Annotated in this window: 13 protein-coding genes and 1 pseudogene; 8 read left to right on the top strand and 6 right to left on the bottom strand. The window is 72.2% G+C overall.

From position 1 onward, the window contains the following. Positions 1–4 precede the first annotated feature (4 nt). Genes OHA84_RS31635 through OHA84_RS31615 form a run of 5 tightly spaced genes read left to right on the top strand, consistent with a single transcriptional unit; the run spans position 5 to position 5,405 of the window. Positions 5–1,315 carry a hypothetical protein gene (locus OHA84_RS31635; RefSeq protein ID WP_266953309.1) on the top strand — a complete coding sequence of 437 codons (1,311 nt, stop codon included), beginning with the start codon at positions 5–7 and terminating at the stop codon, positions 1,313–1,315. Next, positions 1,312–2,259, top strand: a complete 948-nt coding sequence (locus OHA84_RS31630; protein WP_266953307.1) for a glycosyltransferase family 2 protein — start codon at positions 1,312–1,314, stop codon at positions 2,257–2,259. Before OHA84_RS31635 ends, OHA84_RS31630 begins: the two co-directional genes overlap by 4 nt. Beyond that, positions 2,256–3,488 (top strand): polysaccharide pyruvyl transferase family protein, encoded by a 1,233-nt coding sequence (locus OHA84_RS31625; RefSeq protein ID WP_266968506.1) that lies wholly within the window; start codon positions 2,256–2,258, stop codon positions 3,486–3,488. Before OHA84_RS31630 ends, OHA84_RS31625 begins: the two co-directional genes overlap by 4 nt. Then, positions 3,485–4,036, top strand: a complete 552-nt coding sequence (rfbC, locus tag OHA84_RS31620) for a dTDP-4-dehydrorhamnose 3,5-epimerase (RefSeq protein ID WP_266968508.1) — start codon at positions 3,485–3,487, stop codon at positions 4,034–4,036. Before OHA84_RS31625 ends, rfbC begins: the two co-directional genes overlap by 4 nt. Before the next feature lie 7 nt (positions 4,037–4,043). Continuing rightward, on the top strand, positions 4,044–5,405 hold the full coding sequence (locus OHA84_RS31615; RefSeq protein ID WP_266968510.1) for a glutamate-1-semialdehyde 2,1-aminomutase: 1,362 nt from the start codon (positions 4,044–4,046) through the stop codon (positions 5,403–5,405). Between the two features lie 12 nt (positions 5,406–5,417). On the opposite strand, the gene OHA84_RS31610 is transcribed toward OHA84_RS31615, so the two are convergent. The 5 genes from OHA84_RS31610 to OHA84_RS31590 form a co-directional block, all read right to left on the bottom strand. Further along, on the bottom strand, positions 5,418–6,098 hold the full coding sequence (locus OHA84_RS31610; RefSeq protein ID WP_266968512.1) for a phosphatase PAP2 family protein: 681 nt from the start codon (positions 6,096–6,098) through the stop codon (positions 5,418–5,420). Between the two features lie 159 nt (positions 6,099–6,257). After that, complete coding sequence (locus OHA84_RS31605) at positions 6,258–7,004, bottom strand: amino acid ABC transporter ATP-binding protein (protein WP_266953297.1); 747 nt, start codon at positions 7,002–7,004, stop codon at positions 6,258–6,260. Further along, the gene (locus OHA84_RS31600; RefSeq protein ID WP_266953295.1) at positions 7,001–7,891 is read right to left on the bottom strand and encodes an amino acid ABC transporter permease; all 891 of its coding nucleotides are present in this window, start codon (positions 7,889–7,891) and stop codon (positions 7,001–7,003) included. Before OHA84_RS31600 ends, OHA84_RS31605 begins: the two co-directional genes overlap by 4 nt. Before the next feature lie 19 nt (positions 7,892–7,910). Further along, positions 7,911–8,780 (bottom strand): ABC transporter substrate-binding protein, encoded by an 870-nt coding sequence (locus tag OHA84_RS31595; protein ID WP_266968514.1) that lies wholly within the window; start codon positions 8,778–8,780, stop codon positions 7,911–7,913. A gap of 208 nt (positions 8,781–8,988) precedes the next feature. After that, positions 8,989–9,825 carry an SAM hydroxide adenosyltransferase gene (locus OHA84_RS31590; protein WP_266968516.1) on the bottom strand — a complete coding sequence of 279 codons (837 nt, stop codon included), beginning with the start codon at positions 9,823–9,825 and terminating at the stop codon, positions 8,989–8,991. Positions 9,826–10,585: 760 nt separating this feature from the next. Here OHA84_RS31590 and OHA84_RS31585 point away from each other — a divergent pair. From OHA84_RS31585 to OHA84_RS31575, 3 genes and pseudogenes are all read left to right on the top strand, one after another. Continuing rightward, positions 10,586–11,266, top strand: a complete 681-nt coding sequence (locus OHA84_RS31585; RefSeq protein ID WP_266953289.1) for a DUF4232 domain-containing protein — start codon at positions 10,586–10,588, stop codon at positions 11,264–11,266. A gap of 248 nt (positions 11,267–11,514) precedes the next feature. Then, entirely contained in the window at positions 11,515–12,909 is a 1,395-nt protein-coding gene (locus OHA84_RS31580) for an MFS transporter (RefSeq protein ID WP_266968518.1), read from the top strand. Positions 12,910–12,941: 32 nt separating this feature from the next. Beyond that, a pseudogene (locus tag OHA84_RS31575) lies at positions 12,942–15,027 on the top strand (helix-turn-helix domain-containing protein). 63 nt (positions 15,028–15,090) lie between these two features. Here the strand turns inward: OHA84_RS31575 and OHA84_RS31570 are convergent. Continuing rightward, complete coding sequence (locus OHA84_RS31570) at positions 15,091–17,358, bottom strand: UvrD-helicase domain-containing protein (RefSeq protein WP_266968520.1); 2,268 nt, start codon at positions 17,356–17,358, stop codon at positions 15,091–15,093. Positions 17,359–17,447 lie beyond the last annotated feature (89 nt).

Here is a 17,447-nt window from a genome sequence, read left to right as displayed (position 1 = left end):
ACCGATGACCACCGAGGGGGAGAAGACGGCGACACCGGCGGTCCGGGCCGAGGAGGGCCGGCGGTCCGCCGCGCGGGCCGTCGTCGGCCGGCTGTCCTGGGGGCTGGCCGATCAGGCGGCCTCCAGCATGACCAACTTCGCGGTGGGCATCTACGTGGCACGCTCGCTGGGGCTTGCCGCGTTCGGCGTGTTCAGCCTGGCCTGGCTGACCTACGGCGTGGTGCTCAACGTCGCGCGCGGGCTGGCCACCGACCCGCTCGTGGTGCGCTTCAGCGGCGCGCCGGAAGCCTCATGGCGGGCGGCGGCGGCCCGCTCGTCGGGGGCCGCGCTCGGCGTCGGCATGGTCCTCGGCGCGGTGTGCCTGGCGGTCGGGCTCGGCCTGGGCGGCAGCGTGGGTTCCGCGTTCGCCTGCCTCGGCGTCGTGCTGCCGGCGCTGTTGCTTCAGGACGCCTGGCGGTTCGCGTTCTTCGCCGCCGGCGCCGGCCGCAAGGCCTTCGTCAACGACCTGGTGTGGGGCGTCGCGCTCGTCCCGGCCATGGTCGTGGCGGCCCGCGTGGGCAGCGTGGCCGCCTTCGTGCTCGCCTGGGGCGCGTCCGCGGCGGTGGCCGCGGCGTACGGCTGCTTCCAGTCCGGCATGCGACCACGGCCGGCCCAGGCTCGCGGGTGGCTGCGCGAGCAGCGCGACCTCGGCTACCGGTACCTGGTCGAGAACGTCAGCCTCAGCGGCGCGAGCCAGCTGCGGGCGTACGGGCTCGGCGTGATCGTCGGGGTCGGCGCGGTGGGGGCGGTCCGGGGCGCGGAACTGCTGCTCGGTCCGTTCCTCGCCCTGCTGATGGGGCTCTCGCTCGTGACCGTCGCCGAGGCGGCGCGGGTGCTGCGGCGGGCCCCGCACCGGCTGGGCCCGTTCTGCCTCGCGCTGGGCGGCGGGCAGGCCGCCGCCGCGCTGCTCTGGGGCGCGGCGCTGCTCCTGGTGCCCGACCGGCTCGGCGAGCTCGTACTCGGCAGCGTCTGGCATTCCGCCTCGCAACTCATCGTGCCGGCCACCCTCGGCGTCGCGGGCGCCGGTCTCGGCAGCGGCGCGGCAGCCGGGCTGCGCGCGCTCGCCGCGGCGCGGCGCGGTCTGCGCTGCCAACTGTTCGCCTCCGTCTGCTACGTCGGCGGCGGACTCGGCGGGGCCGCCGTGGCCGGCACGGTCGGCTCGGCCTGGGGCGTCGCCGCCGCGACCGTCTGCGGCTCGGCCGTGTGGTGGCAGCAGCTGCGGTCCGCCCTGCGCGAGGGCCACCACGACCACATCCCCGAAGTGAGGACATCATGACCGCCCAACCCCGGCTGAGCATCGGCCTGCCCGTCTACAACGGCGAGGAGTACCTGGCGCAGTCGCTCGACGCCCTGCTCGGCCAGACCTACGAGGATTTCGAGCTGGTCATCTCCGACAACGCCTCGACCGACGGGACCCGGGACATCTGCCGCCGGTACGCCGCCCGGGACTCACGCATCCGCTACCTCGGGCTGCCCCGGAACATCGGTGCGGCGCCGAACCACAACCACGTGTTCACCGAGTGCCGCGGCGAACTGTTCAAGTGGGCCTCGCACGACGATCTGTACGCCCGGGACCTGCTGCGGCGCTGTGTGGAGACCCTGGACGAGCGGCCCGAGGTGATCCTCGCGCACAGCGGCCAGGCGGTCATCGACGGCGACGGCAAGGTGAAGGTCCCGTACGAGTACGGGCTCGCCACCGACTCCCCCCACGCGCCGGAGCGCTTCCGCAGTCTGCTGTTCGAACCCGGTGGCGACGACTTCTACGGGGTGATGCGGGCGGACGTGCTGCGCCGGGTGAAACCGCACGACAGCTACCACCACGCGGACCGCACGTTCGTCGCCGAGATCACCCTGCACGGGCCCTTCCACCAAGTGCCGGAGCTGCTGTACTTCCGCCGCGACCATCCCACCCGCGCCGAGCGGGCGAACCCGTCCAAGCGCTCCCGGTGCGTCAACCTGGACCCGCGTCGGGCGGGCCCGCTGCACCCGACGCCCCGGCTGCTCGCCGAGTACGTGTGGGGCTTCGCCTCCGCGATCCGGCGGGCGCCGTTGTCCCCGTCCGACCGGCGCGCGTGCCGGCGCCACCTGGCCGCGTGGATGACCAGCCGGCTCCGGCCGGGCGCCGGCGAGCGGGTCGAGGACCGTGCCCCGGTCGACGCGTCCCTCCTCGATGTCTCCGTCGACGCCCTCGTCGCCGGCCGAGAGGGGAGGCCGGCATGACCTCCGGAGACGGAACTCCGTTGCGTGTCGGGGTGTTCGGTCTGCTCGGCTCCGGCAATCTCGGCAACGACGGGTCGCTCGAGGCCGTCCTCGGCTACCTCCGCGCCGAGCACCCGGGGGCGGTCGTGGACGCGCTGTGCGGCGGGCCCGAGGTGGTGTCGGCCCGGTACGGCATCCCGGCGACCCGGCTGCACTGGTATCGCGGGGAGTACCGGACCGCGTCGCGTGCGGGCGCGGTCGCGGGGAAGGGTCTGGGCAAACTCGTCGACGTCTTGCGCACCGCCGCCTGGGTGCGCCGGCACGACGTGGTGATCGTGCCGGGCATGGGCGTCCTGGAGGCCACGCTGCCGCTGCGGCCGTGGGGCTTCCCGTACTCGCTGTTCCTGCTCTGCGCGTCCGGCCGGCTGTTCGACACCCGGGTCGCGCTGGTCGGTGTCGGGGCCGCCGCGATCGGCGACCGGCCGACCCGAGCCCTCGTGCGCTGGTCGGCGCGGCTGGCCGGCTACCGGTCGTACCGGGACTCCCTGTCCCGCGACGCGATGCGGGCGATGGGCGTGGACACCTCGCGCGACGAGGTCTACCCGGACCTGGCGTTCGCCCTGCCGACGCCGCGGGCCGGCGCGCCCGAGGACCCGCCGGGCCGGGTAGCCGTGGGTGTCATGGCCTTCCACGGCGGCAACGACGACCGCGCCCGCGCCGAGGAGATCCACCGGCGCTACCTCGACGGGACGATCCGTTTCGTCCGCGCGCTGGTCGAGGACGGCAGGCCGGTCCGGCTGCTCACCGGCGACGCGTGCGACGCGCCGGTGGTCGCCGCGATCCTCGACGCGGTGGACTCGCCGCTGGTCACCGCTTCCGAGGCGGCCTCGCTGGCCGACCTGATGGAGGAGATGGCGGCTGCCGACACCGTGGTGGCGACCCGCTACCACAACCTGATCTGCGCGCTGAAGGTCGGCACGCCGACGCTCGCAGTCAGCTACGCGGCGAAGAGCGACGCCCTCATGGCTCGGATGGGCCTGGAGGCGTACTGCCACCCGGCGCGCGAGGTCGACGCCGACCGGCTGCTCGAACAGTTCCGGGAGCTGGAGAAGCGGACGGCGGAGCTGCGCCGGATCCTCACCGAGCGCAACGCGGTCGCCGTCCGGCAACTCGACGGGCAGTTCACCGCCCTGACCGCGGCCGTCTTCCCGACGGCCGCCCCCACCCACGCCCTGCGGGAGACTCCATGAAGGCGACCGAAGTCCCGACGATCGCGGGCGCGTACCTGTTCGAACCGACGCCGTACGCCGACGAGCGCGGCTTCTTCTGCCGTACCTTCGACGCCGACCTGGTCCGCTCGGTGGGCCTCGACCCGGGCGCCTTCATCCAGGACAGCGTGTCCCGCTCGGTCCGGGGGGTGCTGCGCGGCCTGCACCTGCGCTCCGGCGCGGGCGAGGCCAAGTTGGTGCGGTGCTCGTACGGGAAGATCTTCGACGTCGTCGTGGACCTGCGGCCCGATTCGCCCACCTACCGCGACCGGGCCTTCTTCGAGCTGTCCGGCGAGACGCAGGCGACCCTGTACATCCCGGCCGGGTGCGCGCACGGCTTCCAGGCGCTCACCGACACCGCCGACACCTCGTACCGGATCGACCGCGCGCACGATCCGGCCGAGGACGTGACGATCGCCTTCGACGACCCGGAGCTCGCCATCCCCTGGCCGCTGCCGGTCGTATCCATGTCCCGGCGGGACCGGGAGGCGCCGAGCCTCGCCGAGGTCCTCAAGCACCAGGAAGGTTGAGGTCGGCGTGCACACCGAAGACACCGAGGACACCGAAGTCGGCGCGGAATCGGACGAGTTCCGTCTGCCCCGCTCGCGGGCGGCCAACGAACGGCTGCACTCCCTGATCCCGGGGGGCGCGCACACCTACGCCAAGGGCGACGACCAGTACCCCGAGAACCTGGCTCCGGTCATCAGCCACGGTCGCGGTGCCCACGTGTGGGACGTGGACGGCAACCGCTACATCGAGTACGGCTCCGGCCTGCGGTCGGTCAGCCTGGGCCACGCCCACCCCCGGGTGATCGAGGCGGTGCGGCGGGAACTCGACCGCGGCAGCAACTTCGTCCGACCCTCCATCGTCGAGGTCGAGGCGGCGGAACGCTTCCTGGCCACGGTGCCGACCGCCGAGATGGTGAAGTTCGCGAAGAACGGATCCGATGCCACCACCGCCGCGGTCCGTCTGGCCCGCGCCGCCACCGGGCGCCCCCGGGTCGCCCTCTGCGGCGACCATCCGTTCTTCTCCGTCGACGACTGGTTCATCGGCACCACACCGATGTCCGCCGGCATTCCGGCGGCGACCACCGAACTCACCGTGGCCTTCCCCTACGGGGACCTGGCCGCCACGGAGGAGCTGCTCACCCGGTACCAGGACGAGATCGCCTGCCTGATCCTCGAACCCGCCGGCCACACCGAGCCGCCGCCCGGGTACCTCGCCGGCCTGCGCGAACTGGCCGACCGGCACGGCTGCGTACTGGTCTTCGACGAGATGATCACGGGCTTCCGCTGGTCCGAGGCGGGCGCCCAGGGCCTGTACGGCGTCACCCCCGACCTCTCCACGTTCGGCAAGGCGCTGGGCAACGGATTCGCCGTCTCGGCGCTGGCCGGCCGCCGCGACCTGATGGAGCGGGGCGGACTGCGTCACTCCGGCGACCGGGTGTTCCTGCTGTCCACCACGCACGGTGCGGAGACGCACGCGCTGGCCGCCGCGATGGCCGTGCAGGCCACCTACGTCGAGGAGGGTGTCACCGCACGGTTGCACGACCTCGGCGAGCGGCTGGCCGCCGGTGTCCGCGAGGCCGCGGCGGCCATGGGCGTCGGCGATCACCTCGTCGTCAAGGGCCGTGCCAGCAACCTGGTCTTCGCCACCCTCGACGAGGACCTGCGGCCGTCGCAGCGGTATCGCACCCTGTTCCTGCGCCGGCTCCTCGCGGGCGGGGTGCTGGCCCCGTCGTTCGTGGTGAGCAGCGCGCTCGACGACATCGACATCGATCACACCGTCGACGTGGTGGCGCAGGCGTGTGCGGTGTATCGGAAGGCATTGGACGCCGCCGATCCCGGCCCCTGGCTGGGCGGACGACCGGTGAAGCCCGTGTTCCGCCGCCTCGCATGAGGTGACGGATCGTCAGCGTGGCTGTTGGTGAACGGTGTTGGTTGTCCGCTCGGCCCTTCGGTCAGCCGTCCGGTCGACCAGCCACGCCGTCGCCGGTACCAGCGCCAGCGCGGTGCACCAACCGCCGAGGACGTCGGTCGGGTAGTGCGCTCCCAGGGCGACCTGCGCCCAGCCCATGGCGGCGCCGGCGACCAGCGCCGCAGCGAGCACCAGGAGCGTGCCGGCCGTCCGGCCGAGGCCGAGGCGGCCGGTCGCGAGCAGCGCCAACGCGAGGGCGAGGGCGGTGAGGAAGGCGGTGTGCCCGCTCGGGTACGACAGGTACCCGCCGTTGATGGTTCTTCCCACCAGGTACTTGAGGGCCGTCGTCGTGCCCACGGTCACGCCGGCGCCGGTGACGACGAGGACCGCCGTGCGCGGGCTGCGGAGCAGCAGGCAGCCCGTGACCACGGCCGCGACCACCACCGCAGCTCCGGCGGGCTCCCCCAGGAAGTCCGTGGCCAGAGCGACGTGGCTCCATGGCGGTCGCACCCCGTACACCGCCGAGTGGATCCACGCGTCCACCGTGCCGGGCTCGCTGTGGCCGGCGTACAGGAAGCCGAGCGCGACGACCACCAGTGCGGCGAGGGCCGCGATCAGCCCGATCCGCGCGCGGAGCGACGGGGGCAGCACCGCGGGCGCCGGTCGGCCGGGCACACGCCCACCGCGCGGGTCCGCTCCGGCCAGACGATCCAACGCGAGCCCTCCGTCATGTCCGACCGACCATCAGGCCGACCAACTGCCCCGCGCACAGCGGCTCCTGGCCTGTACGTCTCCTCGACACCCTAGTCAACAATCCGGTCGCGCCACACCATGTCACTGCGAGCGGTCGAGTACCCGGGTGAGGAAGCGTTGTGTGGCCTGCTCCCTCGGGGCGGTGAGGACTTGCTCCGCGGTGCCCTGTTCCACGATCACACCGTCCTCCAGGAAGCAGACCTGGTCCGCGACCTGTCGGGCGAAGCCCATCTCGTGCGTGGCCATGAGGATGGTCAGGCCGCGCTGCTTGAGGTCCGCGACCACGTCGAGGACCTCGCCCACCAGCTCGGGGTCGAGCGCCGAGGTGATCTCGTCGAAGAGGAGCAGCTCGGGCTCGGTGGCCAGTGCCCGGGCGATGGCGGCGCGCTGTTGTTGGCCGCCGGACAGCCGGTCGGGGTGTTCGTGCGCCTTGTCCGCGAGTCCGAGCCGGGCCAGCAGCTCGCGGGCCGACTCCTCGGCCCGTTTGCGCGGGACGCCGTGGACCTGGCGCGGCGCGAGCGTGATGTTGTCCAGCACGCTCAGGTGCGGGAACAGGTTGTAGGCCTGGAAGACGATGCCGATCCGCCGGCGGGCGACGTTGGGATCCAGGCGGGGGTCGGTCAGTTCGCTGTCGCCCAGGTGGATGGTGCCGTCGTCGACGACGTCCAACAGGTCCACGCAGCGCAGCAGGGTGGACTTGCCCGAACCCGAGCCGCCGATGAGGCAGACGACCTGGTGCTCGGCGACGTCGAGGTCGATCGAACGCAGCACGAGACGCGATCCGTACTGCTTGCGTACGCCGCGGATGCGCAGCAGCGGAAGGCTCATCGGCTCGTCTCCGCCCAGGTGCGCTGCGCCGCACGGCGCTGGAGCCGGTCGGCGAAGCGGGTCAACGGAATGGTCACCGCGATGAACAAGAGAGCCGCTCCCAGGTACGGGGTGTAGTTGAAGTCGTAGTCCGCCTTGATCTGCGCGGCGCGCAGCGCTTCCAGCGGACCGAGCACGGCGACCAGCGCGGTGTCCTTCTGTAGCGCGATGAAGTCGTTGAGCAGGGGCGGAAGGACGTTGCGCACCGCTTGTGGCAGCACCACGTGCCGCAGGGTCTGTCGTTCGCCCAGCCCCAGGGCCCGCGCGGCGTTGCGTTGCGCGGGGTGGACGGAGTTCAGTCCGGCGCGCAGCACTTCGCCGACGTAGGCGCTGTAGGAGAGGACCAGGGCGATCACTCCGAGCACCCAGGGCTCCGAGGGGGTGCCCTGCAACCTCAGAGCCGGCAGCCCGAATCCGACGAGGAAGACCAGGAGCAGGGTCGGCACGCCGCGAAAGACGTCGACGTAGACGGTCGCGGCCAGCCTCAGCGGCGCCAGTCCGGGCGCGCGGGTCACGCGTACCAGGGCGATCAGCAGTCCGAGGACGAGGATCAGCACTTCGGCGATCAGGAACATCTGGATGTTGAGCCAGAAGGCCCGCAGGAGTTCGGGGAACGCCTCCCGGAACTCGGCGCCGTCCAGGAAGAGGCTGTGGACGCGCTCCCAGCCCGGCGAGGCGACCGCTGCCGCCGCCATCACCGCCAGGCAGAGCAGGGTGCACAGGGCGGCGATCCAGGTGTGGCGTCGTTTGCGGGAGCGGCGGAACCGCTCCCGCTCCCGCTCGCGTTCGCTCGGTCGGTGGGTGTCGTTCGGCGGTGCGGCCTGCCGGTTCTGAGCGGCCGTCTTCACGAGGTCCACGGTCGGCCCGCTACGGCTTCAGCTCGGGGACGTTCGCCGAGGCGGACAGCCACTGCGACGTGAGCCTGGCGAGCGTGCCGTCGGCCTTGAGGGCGCTCAGGGCCTGGTTCACGCAGGGGGTGTACCCGCTGCCCTTGGGCAGGAGCAGGCCGAACTCCTCGGGGGTTCCGCCCGCGTAGCCGAACTGGCCGACGATCTTGGCGTTGTCCAGCTCCGAGCCGGCGAGGTAGAACACGGTCGGCAGATCGGTGACGATCGCGTCGATCTGGCCGTTCTTCAGTGCGTTGACCTCGTCGTTGGTGGTGTTGAAGACGCTCGGCCGGCGCGAGGGCTTGAGCTGGTCCAGTACCGCCTGGTAGCTGGTGGTGGCGACCTGGACGCCGATCCTGGCGTCCTTCAGTTCACCCAGCGAAGTGGCCTTCGCGAAGCCGGAGTTGTCCAGGGTCAGGATGGCCTGGTCGGCCGTGTAGTAACTGGTGGAGAAGTCCACCGCCTTCGCGCGCTGCGGGGTGATGGAGATCTGGTTGATGTCGAAGTCGAAGTTCTTCGCCCCGGGCGCGTAGGAATGCGCGAACGGTTCGACGACCCACTTCACCTGGTCCCGGCTGAAGCCGAGTTTCCCGGCGACCGCGTAGGCCACCGCGCTTTCGAAGCCCTTCCCGTTGGAGGGGGTGTTGTCGTCGAACCAGGGGGCGTAGGCCGGGGAATCCGTCGCGACGGTCAACTGCCCGCTCTTGTGGAGGCTCGGGCTGCCGGTGGTGCAGGTGGGGCCGGCGGATCCGGCCGCGCCGGCAGGGCCCTCCGGCTGGGGTGCGCAGGCGGAGGCCGTCAGCAGGACGGCGACGGTGGAAGCCGCGACGGTTATGCGGGTGCGGAACATGGAGGGTCCTTCGAAGGGGTCCGGAAAGGGGGTACGAGAACGGGCCGAAGCCGTGCGCTCAGCGACACAGATCGGCGGCGCAGCGCACGTTGTCCACGTGGCGGCGGCGTACCAGCGGGATCGTTCCGGACATGCGTTTCAGCATTCCGGGCGGTGGAGCGCGGTGTCAATCTCGCCGGCCACCATGGGGTAACGCGCTGATCACATGTCAGCCGGCGAGACCGAACACCTGGTCGCCCTGGCGCAGACCGAAGAGTTCGGCTGCCGAGCCGCCGCGAACGACCAGCTCGGCGAAGCCGATCCCGGAGCTCCCGACGGTGATGCCGGGCTCGCCGAGCGGGACGTCGGGCAGCCGGTCGTAACATCGCACCCGGACGCCGCGGCCGTCGCGCCGACTGTGGACGGTCAGCCCGTCCGTACCGTCGTAGCCGGGCAGTTCGACGGCGGGACGGTCCAACTTGCAGTTGCCGAAGTTGTCCACGACGGCGACCCGCACCGCCTGCTCGGCGGGCGGGCGCACCGCCAGGGCCCGCGCGGGAACGGGGCGGCCGTCCGCCAGCCAGCGGGCCAGCAACGGTACGTACCAGAGGCTTCGGAACTGGGTCCGTACGATCTCCTCGACCTCGGCGTCCGCCAGCTCGGCCCAGTCGGCGGCAGCGGCCTCCAGCACCTCACGGACGTCGGTGACCTGGACCTCCTCCAGGCCCAGGTAGGTCGCCAGCGGGGCGAGGACGCGGTGGTTCACCGTGCTGATGACCAGGTGCTGCCCGTGGCGGAAGTAGCAGAACGGCACGCCGTTGGGCCAGTGCCCGTCGCGCGGGGCGATGTTGACCATGACGACCACCGGCCGGGTCGGCCCGCCGGTCAGGTCCGTGGAACGCAGAAGGTCGAGCAGGGTGAGGGCGGCGGCGCCCTCCGGGTCCGGTCCGCCGAGCGGCAGGACCGTCGGTGTGGCGCCGAAGAGGGTGGCGATCCGGGCGGACTGACGGGCCAGCGCGTTGGGATCGGCGCAGTCGGTGAGGGCGACGACTGGCAAGTGGGACATGGCGGGTACTTCGCCTTCTGTCGGTGACGGGCGGGTCGGGTGGCGGGGAGCGGGACGAGCTGACGACCGGGGACTGACGACGACCGGGGCCTGGATCCGGGTGGGTCCGGGTGGGTCCGGACAACAAAAAACGGACCCTCCGTTTCCGGAGGGTCCGTCGCAGCTGGTGCGCACACGGCTTCGCTAGCGAAGCGCCTCCGGGGGTGGGGGCATCATTCGCATCATGGCGAGGGTGGTGGTGTGCTGCATGGACGGGACTGTAGCAGCAGGTGGGAGCGTCGGGAACGACCGTCCACCACGTGAACACTCCGCCTCGGCCGGCCCGCGTGACACCACCGGCGGCCACTGCCGGGTACGAGCCGACACCCCCGAACCACCGGTCCGCCACCCGCCGGGAGCCGCGGCCGGCGGTGACTCGTCTTTCACGCTCCGTGACGCATCGAGCTTGAGGAGGGCATGCCACCGCTTGCGGTCAAGATCAATCGCGTCACGGAACTGTTCCAACGGACGGGTGGCCGAGAACAGGTCCCGGAGGTGGCGAGAACCGTCGTCTCGGCAGGTCGACGGCATCCCCCGACGCGACGAGCGCGATGGTCGCGCACGCGACCCCGGGCTGTGCGTGTAACAGGAAGGTATGAGGGCACGGTTGGGCGGAACGGCCCGCCGGTCGGACCGCTCTTGGTGATCAGAAGCGTTCGCTCGTACCGACCCGTACCGACCCGAGCGGCCGATACCACCCACCGATTCCGAGGAAGAAACGATGCGCGTTCACAAGCTCACCTTCACCGCCCTGGCCATCGTCGCCGGTCTCTCGCTCACGGCGTGCCAGAACGGCGAAGACGGTGCGGCACAAGGCAGCCCGTCGTCCGCGTCCACCGCGTCACCGGCCGCGTCCACCCCGCCCTCCTCGGGCGGCGCTTCGAGCTCCGGCAGTTCGGACCAGAGCGGCGGCAAGACCTCTGCGGGGACAGGCGGCAACGGGAAGGGCACGGCGGCCGGGACCGGCTCCGACAACGGCAAGACCAACAAGTGCCGCACCGACGACCTGGAGATCACGGCGATCGACGGCACCGTCGGCGGCGACACCGAAGGTACCGTCGCCGTGCAGCTGAAGAACCGCGGCGGCAAGGACTGCACCCTCTCCGAGTACGCGGGCGTCGACGTGAAGACGGCCTCGGGTTCCCTGTCCGCGAAGCGCACCGGTGAGCACCCCGGCGCGACCACCCTCAAGAAGGGCGCTGCGGTCTCCTTCGGCGTCAACTACCCGCTCAACACCTCGGGCGGCTCCGGAGTCCGCATCACGGGACTGGTCGTGACCCCGCCGGACGAGACGAAGTCGGTCACCCTCGCCTGGCCGGGCGCCGCCACCCTGCCCGTCACGGAGGGCACCGGCTCCCCCGTCAAGGTCGGCCCGATCGGAAGCGCCGGCCAGGGCGGCTGACCTCGGGGGCATCGACGCGAGTCGCCCCACCTGCCGACGAGCAAGGTCCCGCGTCCGGGGAACGACGCGGGGCCTTGCTCGTCGCCATGGGCGCCGAGGACATCGGAAGGCGTCGACGTCGACGCTGTGGCGTTCGGGCACACAGGAAGGTGCCTGATTGTGATGACCGACCACATGTACCGCCGACCTGCGGACTTCTACGTTGTGCCGACACGGAACGTCCCCACAGGCCCCTGGAAGTGGTGCACATGGTCTCCCCCGCAGCGGCTCCGCAGACCCGGTCCGGCATCAGAAGGATCGTCGCGGCCAGCCTGATCGGCACCACCATCGAGTGGTACGACTTCTTCCTCTACGGAAGCGCCGCCGCCCTCGTCTTCAACAAGCTGTTCTTCCCCACCGCGGACCCGCTGACCGGAACGCTGATCGCGTTCGTCACCTACGCCATCGGTTTCCTCGCGCGTCCACTCGGCGGGGTCGTCTTCGGGCACTTCGGCGACAAGGTCGGGCGCAAGAAGCTGCTCGTGCTCAGCCTGCTCTTGATGGGCGGGGCCACCTTCGCCATGGGGCTGTTGCCCACGTACGCCACGATCGGGGTCGGGGCACCCGTTCTGCTCACGGTCCTGCGGCTCGTGCAGGGCTTCGCGTTGGGCGGCGAGTGGGGCGGTGCCGTGCTGATCGTCTCCGAGCACGGGGGCGACAAGCACCGCGGCTTCTGGGCGTCGTGGCCGCAGTCGGGTGCGCCCGGCGGGAACCTGCTGGCCACCGGGGTACTGGCGCTGCTCGCCTCCGTACAGTCCGAGGCGGCCTTCCTCGCCTGGGGTTGGCGCGTCCCGTTCCTCCTGTCGGGGGTGCTGGTGATCGCCGGCCTGTGGATCCGGATCTCGGTCTCCGAGTCGCCGGTCTTCCTCGCCGCGCAGGCGAAAGCGGCGGCCGAAGCCAGGACGTCCGGTGAGGTCGCGCGGAAGGCGCCCGTGGTCGAGGTGTTCCGCAGGAGTTGGCGTGAGGTGCTCACGGCGATCGGGACCCGGTTCGGCGAGAACATCTCGTACTACGTCCTGACCTCCTTCCTCCTCGTCTACGTGACCACTCACCTCGGGATGTCCAAGGGAACGGCGCTCAACGCCGTGCTGATCGGGTCCGCCGTCCACTTCGTCACCATCCCCGCCTGGGGCGCGCTGTCGGACCGGGTCGGGCGCCGGCCGGTCACGATGATCGGCTCGGTGGGAATGGCCCTGTGGGCGTTCGCCTTCTTCGCCCTGGTGGACTCCCGGTCGTTCCCGGTGATCACGGTGGCGGTGACGGTCGGCCTGTTGCTGCACGGCGCGATGTACGGTCCGCAGGCGGCGTTCATCTCGGAGATGTTCGACACCAGAGTCCGCTACTCCGGCGCCTCCATGGGCTCCCAACTCGCCTCGATCGTCGCGGGGGCACTGGCGCCGATCATCGCCGTCGAACTCCTCAAGGACCACGGCTCCTCACTGCCGGTCTCCGTGTACCTGTGCGCCGCCGCCATCGTCACCACCTTCACCGTGGCCATCGCCAAGGAGACCCGCGGTCGGGATCTCACGGCGCCCACCCCCGCTTCCGCACCGGCCGAGCGGCGCCCGCCCGCCCGCGCCGGACAGCCCTCCGACATCGCCTGACCGGGGCGAACGCGCCCCCGGGAGCTGCCAGCATGGGCCTCGTGAACGACGCGACCAACCACGACGCGACCGACCGCGGCGCCATCACCCCCGGCGCCCTCCCCTCCTACGCGACCGGCCCCGACCCCGTCGGTCCCGAAGCCACCGGCCCGGGCCCGACCGGCACCGAATCCACCCACCCCAGGCTCCCCGACGCCAATCCCGCCGCAGCGGCCCTGAGCGGGCTGCTGCGCCTGCTGGCCGAGGGGGCGCCGGCCGAGCGGCTGACCACGGCCGCCGCGCGGGCACGCGACGGGGGTGCCTGCGCGGCGGAGGCGGCGCTCGTGGAGGAGGCCGCGCGAGCCGCGCTGGGCATCCGGCGCACCCTCGACCAACACAGGCGCCGGGAGGCGGAGTTGACGGCGCTGTTCGACACGGCCGGCGACCTGGCGGCCCTGCGCGATCTGGACTCCGTACTGCGGGCGATCGTCCGGCGGGCCCGCACCCTGCTGGGTACCGACGTCGCCTACCTGACCCTCAACGACGCGGCCGTCGGGGACACGTTCATGCGCGTCACCGACGGTTCGGTGTCGGCCGCCTTCCAGCAGTTGCGGCTCGGCATGGGCGAGGGGCTGGGCGGGCTGGTGGCGCAGACGGCCCGGCCCTACGCCAGCAGCGACTACCGCGCCGACGGCCGCTTCCGGCACACAATCGCGATCGACCGCGGCGTCGGCGAGGAGGGGATCCGGGGCATCCTCGGGGTCCCGCTGCGGGTCGGTACACGGGTGATCGGGGTGCTGTACGCGGCGGACCGGGCGGTCCGCGCCTTCGCTCCCGACGCCGTGGCCCTGCTGTCCTCCCTCGCCGATCACGCGGCCGTGGCCATCGACGGCGCCCGGCTGTTGGAGGAGACGCGCGCCGCGCTCGTCGACCTGAACGAGGCCAACGCGACGGTCCGCGCGCACAGCGAGGCGATGCGGCTGGCCACCGAGACGCACGACCGGCTCACCGAACTGGTGCTGCGCGGCGGCGAGATCGAGGATCTCGCCCGTGAGGTCGCGGCCCTGCTGGGCGGCGGCATCGTCATCCACGACGTCGACGGCACCGAACTCGCGCGGGTCGCCTCCGAACCGATCGCCCCGCCCGTACGGGGCGCCGCGGAGTCCCGCTCGGGCGGCCGGGCCGTCCCGGTGGACGGGACCTGGGTGTGGGCCGTGCTGGCCGGGCCGGAACTCCTGGGCAGCATCGCCCTCACCGGGCGGGGCCCGCTCACCGGGCGGGCTCCGCTCACCGACTCCGAACGGCGACTGTTCGAGCGCGCCGGGCTGGTCACCGCCCTGCTGTTGCTGCTCCGGCGCTCCATAGCGGAGGCCGAGGACCGGGTGCGCGGCGAGCTCCTCGGCGATCTGCTGGCGCCGGAGGACGGCGACCGGGCCCGCGATGCCGGGAGCCTGACCCTGCGGGCCCGCAGGCTGGGCCTCGACCTGGCGCGGCCCCACTCGGTGCTGGTCCTGCACTGCGAGGAGGCCGTGCGGGCGCGCCTGGCCGCCGAGACGGCCCGCCGGGCGCGTTCCCTGCGGGGGCTCTCGGGGGTGTACGAGGGGCGCGTGGTGCTGGTCGTGCCCGCCGTCGAACCGGGCGACCGGCCCGGCCCGGTCGCCCGGTCCCTGGCCGCGGAACTGGGGCGGGCGCGTACTGGAGACCCCGGTGACGGTGGGCGCGGCCGGTCCGGCGGATCGACCGAACGGGTTGTCGGCCGCCCACTCCGAGGCCCTGCGCTGCGTGGAGGCCCTGCACACGCTCAATCGCACCGGCCACGGCGCCGGCCTGCCCGATCTGGGATTCCTCGGGGTGCTGCTCGGCGACCGGGCCGACGTGTGCGGCTACGTCGAGCGGGTGCTCGGGCCGGTCATCGCCTACGACGACCGGCGCGGCACCGAACTCGTTCGAACCCTCGACGCGTACTACGCCCACGGCGGGAGCCTGTCCCAGGCCAAGGACGCCCTGCACGTCCACGTGAACACGGTCGTGCAGCGGCTGGAGCGGATCCGCCGACTCCTCGGCGACGACTGGAACACCCCGGGCTCCGCCCTGGAGCTGCAACTCGCCCTGCGACTGCACGGCTTGTCGGCCCGATGACGACACCCGGCACCCCGGCGCCCTCGTGCGCCGGGGTCGGCCCCGTCCGATCGGCAGGACGCCCTACGGCGTGTCCTCCAGCCCTTCCGGCAGGCGCCCGGTGTGCAGTACCCCCAGGGTCTGGGTGGCACGGGTGACGGCCACGTACAGGTCGCTCGGTTGATGGTCCGCGGGCTCCACCACGATCACCGTGTCGAACTCCAGGCCCTTCGCCTGGCGGGGCTCCAGCAGCACGACGTCGCGGGTCAGGTCCGGTTCCTCGCCGGCCGGTACGCCGGGCAGCGCGCCCGCGAGGTCCTCGTGCAGCGGGCGCGGGGCGATCACCGCGAGCCGGCCCTCCGCGGGCGCGCAGTCGCGCACGGCCTCCGCGACCGCGCCGGGCAGGTCGTCCGTGGCCCGCACCCAGGGGCGCACCCCGGTGGAACGCACCGAACCGGGCGGTTCGAAACCGGGGTGCCGGGCCCGGAGCACGGCGGCCGCGAGGTCCATGATCTCCGCGGGTGTGCGGTAGTTGACCGCGAGGCGCACCAGTTCCCAACGGTTCTCGACGTACGGGTCCAGGATCTGTTCCCACGAGCCGCAGCCCGCCTCGTCACCGGTCTGCGCCGGGTCTCCGACGAGGGTCATGGAGCGCGTCGGGCAGCGTCGCATGAGCAGCCGCCAGGCCATCGCGGAGAGTTCCTGCGCCTCGTCCACGATGACGTGCCCGAAGGCCCAGGTGCGGTCGGCGGCGGCCCGCTCGGCCGCGCTGCGGTGGTCGGCTTCCTCGTGCCGCTCCGCCATCCGCTCCGCGTCGATGAGGTCGTGCGCGGCGAGGAACTCGTTCTCGGTGTCCTCGAACTCGTACGACTCCGAACCGAGCGAAAGGTCCAGGACGCCCTGGGCATAGGCGATGCGCTCCAGTCGCTCGCGTTCCTCGGCGGCGCGCCGCGCGCTGTCGTCGAAGCCGAGGAGTTCGGCCGCCTCGTCGAGCAACGGGACGTCCGCGGGCGTCCAGTCGTCCGTGGTGCGGCGGATCAGCTCGGCGTCCCGCTCGGAGAGGTGCTCGGGGTCCGCGAGGAACTCGGAGACCAGTCGCAGGGGTGTGAGCGAGGGCCAGAGCGTGTCGATGGCCGCGTGCACCTCGGCGCTGGTCGCGATCTCCTTGCCGAGCTGCGCGACGTCATCGGGGCCGAGCAGGTTGGGGCCGCCGTACGGATCCGCCCCGAGGCGGTCCGCGAGCTGCTCGGTCAGCGCGTCGATGACACGGAACGCGAAGTAGGGCCGGGCCAGGTTGTGCGGCAGCCCGGTGGCACGGGCCCGGTCCCGGGCCTCGTGCGCCATGGTGCGGTCGAGCAGCAGCGTGCCGTAGTCGTCGTGGTCGATCTCCAGGGCGGGCTCGGGCACCACGTCGGCCTCCTCACCCGCACCGGCGGGTACGGACTCCGGCAGCGCCTGCCGGTCCGCCACGACCCGGGCGAGGACCTCCGCCATCCGGATGTCGCCCTTGACGGCGGCGGCGCCGGGGCGGTCGGTACCGGTGGCGTGGACGCCGGGGTACAACTCGCCCGGGGTGGCGAGCAGGACACCGGTCTCGCCGAGGGAGGGCAGCACCTCCCCGATGTAGCCGAGGAAGGCCGGATTGGGCCCGACGATGAGGACGCCGCGCTTGGCGAGCGTCTCGCGGTGGGCGTACAGCAGGTAGGCGGCGCGGTGCAGTGCGACGGCCGTCTTCCCGGTGCCCGGTCCGCCCTCCACCACGAGCACCCCGTGGTGGGAGGAGCGGATGATCCGGTCCTGCTCGGCCTGGATGGTCCGCACGATGTCGTGCATCCGGCCGGTCCGGGCCGCGTCGAGCGCGGCGAGCAGCACGGCGTCCGCGTCGGTCCCCTCGTGTCCGGTGCGCTCGGTGTCGGCGAGGTCGAGGATCTCGTCGTGCAGCGCGACGACCTCCCGGCCCCGGGTGGTGAGGTGTCGGCGCCTGCGCAGCCCCATCGGCACGTGCCCGGTCGCGAGGTAGAACGGACGCGCGACATCGGCGCGCCAGTCGAGCACGAGAGGGGTGCGCTCGCTGTCGTCCTGCCGGATTCCGATACGGCCGATGTGGTGGTCCCGACCGTCGGAGAACTCCAGGCGGCCGAAACAGAGACCGTTTTCCCCCGAGTCCAGAGCGGAAAGGAGACCGGACTGCTCGGCGACCAGCACATCCCGCTCCAGGCGCGCCTGAAACCCGCTCCCGACGTCGGCCAGAGCGCCGCTCATCGCGCGTTCGGCCTGGTCACGCAGGCCATCGAGGCGGGCGTAGATCCCGTCGATGAATTGCTGCTCGACACGGAATTCTTCGGTTGACAATTCCACTCCTGACGCGGTACGATGTCCTCGTAAAGCTGCTTCATGTTCACATTCCGCCCGAACATGAAACGTCAAATATACCCCCCAGA

Source organism: Streptomyces sp. NBC_00513 (assembly GCF_041431415.1).
Taxonomy (GTDB): Bacteria; Actinomycetota; Actinomycetes; order Streptomycetales; family Streptomycetaceae; genus Streptomyces.
This window is presented reverse-complemented; position numbering and strand designations above follow the sequence as displayed.

Bases quoted from the DNA above. Each gene is read 5' to 3' on its own strand.
- OHA84_RS31595 (WP_266968514.1), bottom strand. From the start codon at position 8,780: ATGTTCCGCACCCGCATAACCGTCGCGGCTTCCACCGTCGCCGTCCTG.
- OHA84_RS31580 (WP_266968518.1), top strand. From the start codon at position 11,515: ATGGTCTCCCCCGCAGCGGCTCCGCAGACCCGGTCCGGCATCAGAAGG.
- OHA84_RS31625 (WP_266968506.1), top strand. From the start codon at position 2,256: ATGACCTCCGGAGACGGAACTCCGTTGCGTGTCGGGGTGTTCGGTCTG.
- OHA84_RS31635 (WP_266953309.1), top strand. From the start codon at position 5: ATGACCACCGAGGGGGAGAAGACGGCGACACCGGCGGTCCGGGCCGAG.
- OHA84_RS31590 (WP_266968516.1), bottom strand. From the start codon at position 9,825: ATGTCCCACTTGCCAGTCGTCGCCCTCACCGACTGCGCCGATCCCAAC.
- OHA84_RS31605 (WP_266953297.1), bottom strand. From the start codon at position 7,004: ATGAGCCTTCCGCTGCTGCGCATCCGCGGCGTACGCAAGCAGTACGGA.
- rfbC (WP_266968508.1), top strand. From the start codon at position 3,485: ATGAAGGCGACCGAAGTCCCGACGATCGCGGGCGCGTACCTGTTCGAA.
- OHA84_RS31585 (WP_266953289.1), top strand. From the start codon at position 10,586: ATGCGCGTTCACAAGCTCACCTTCACCGCCCTGGCCATCGTCGCCGGT.
- OHA84_RS31630 (WP_266953307.1), top strand. From the start codon at position 1,312: ATGACCGCCCAACCCCGGCTGAGCATCGGCCTGCCCGTCTACAACGGC.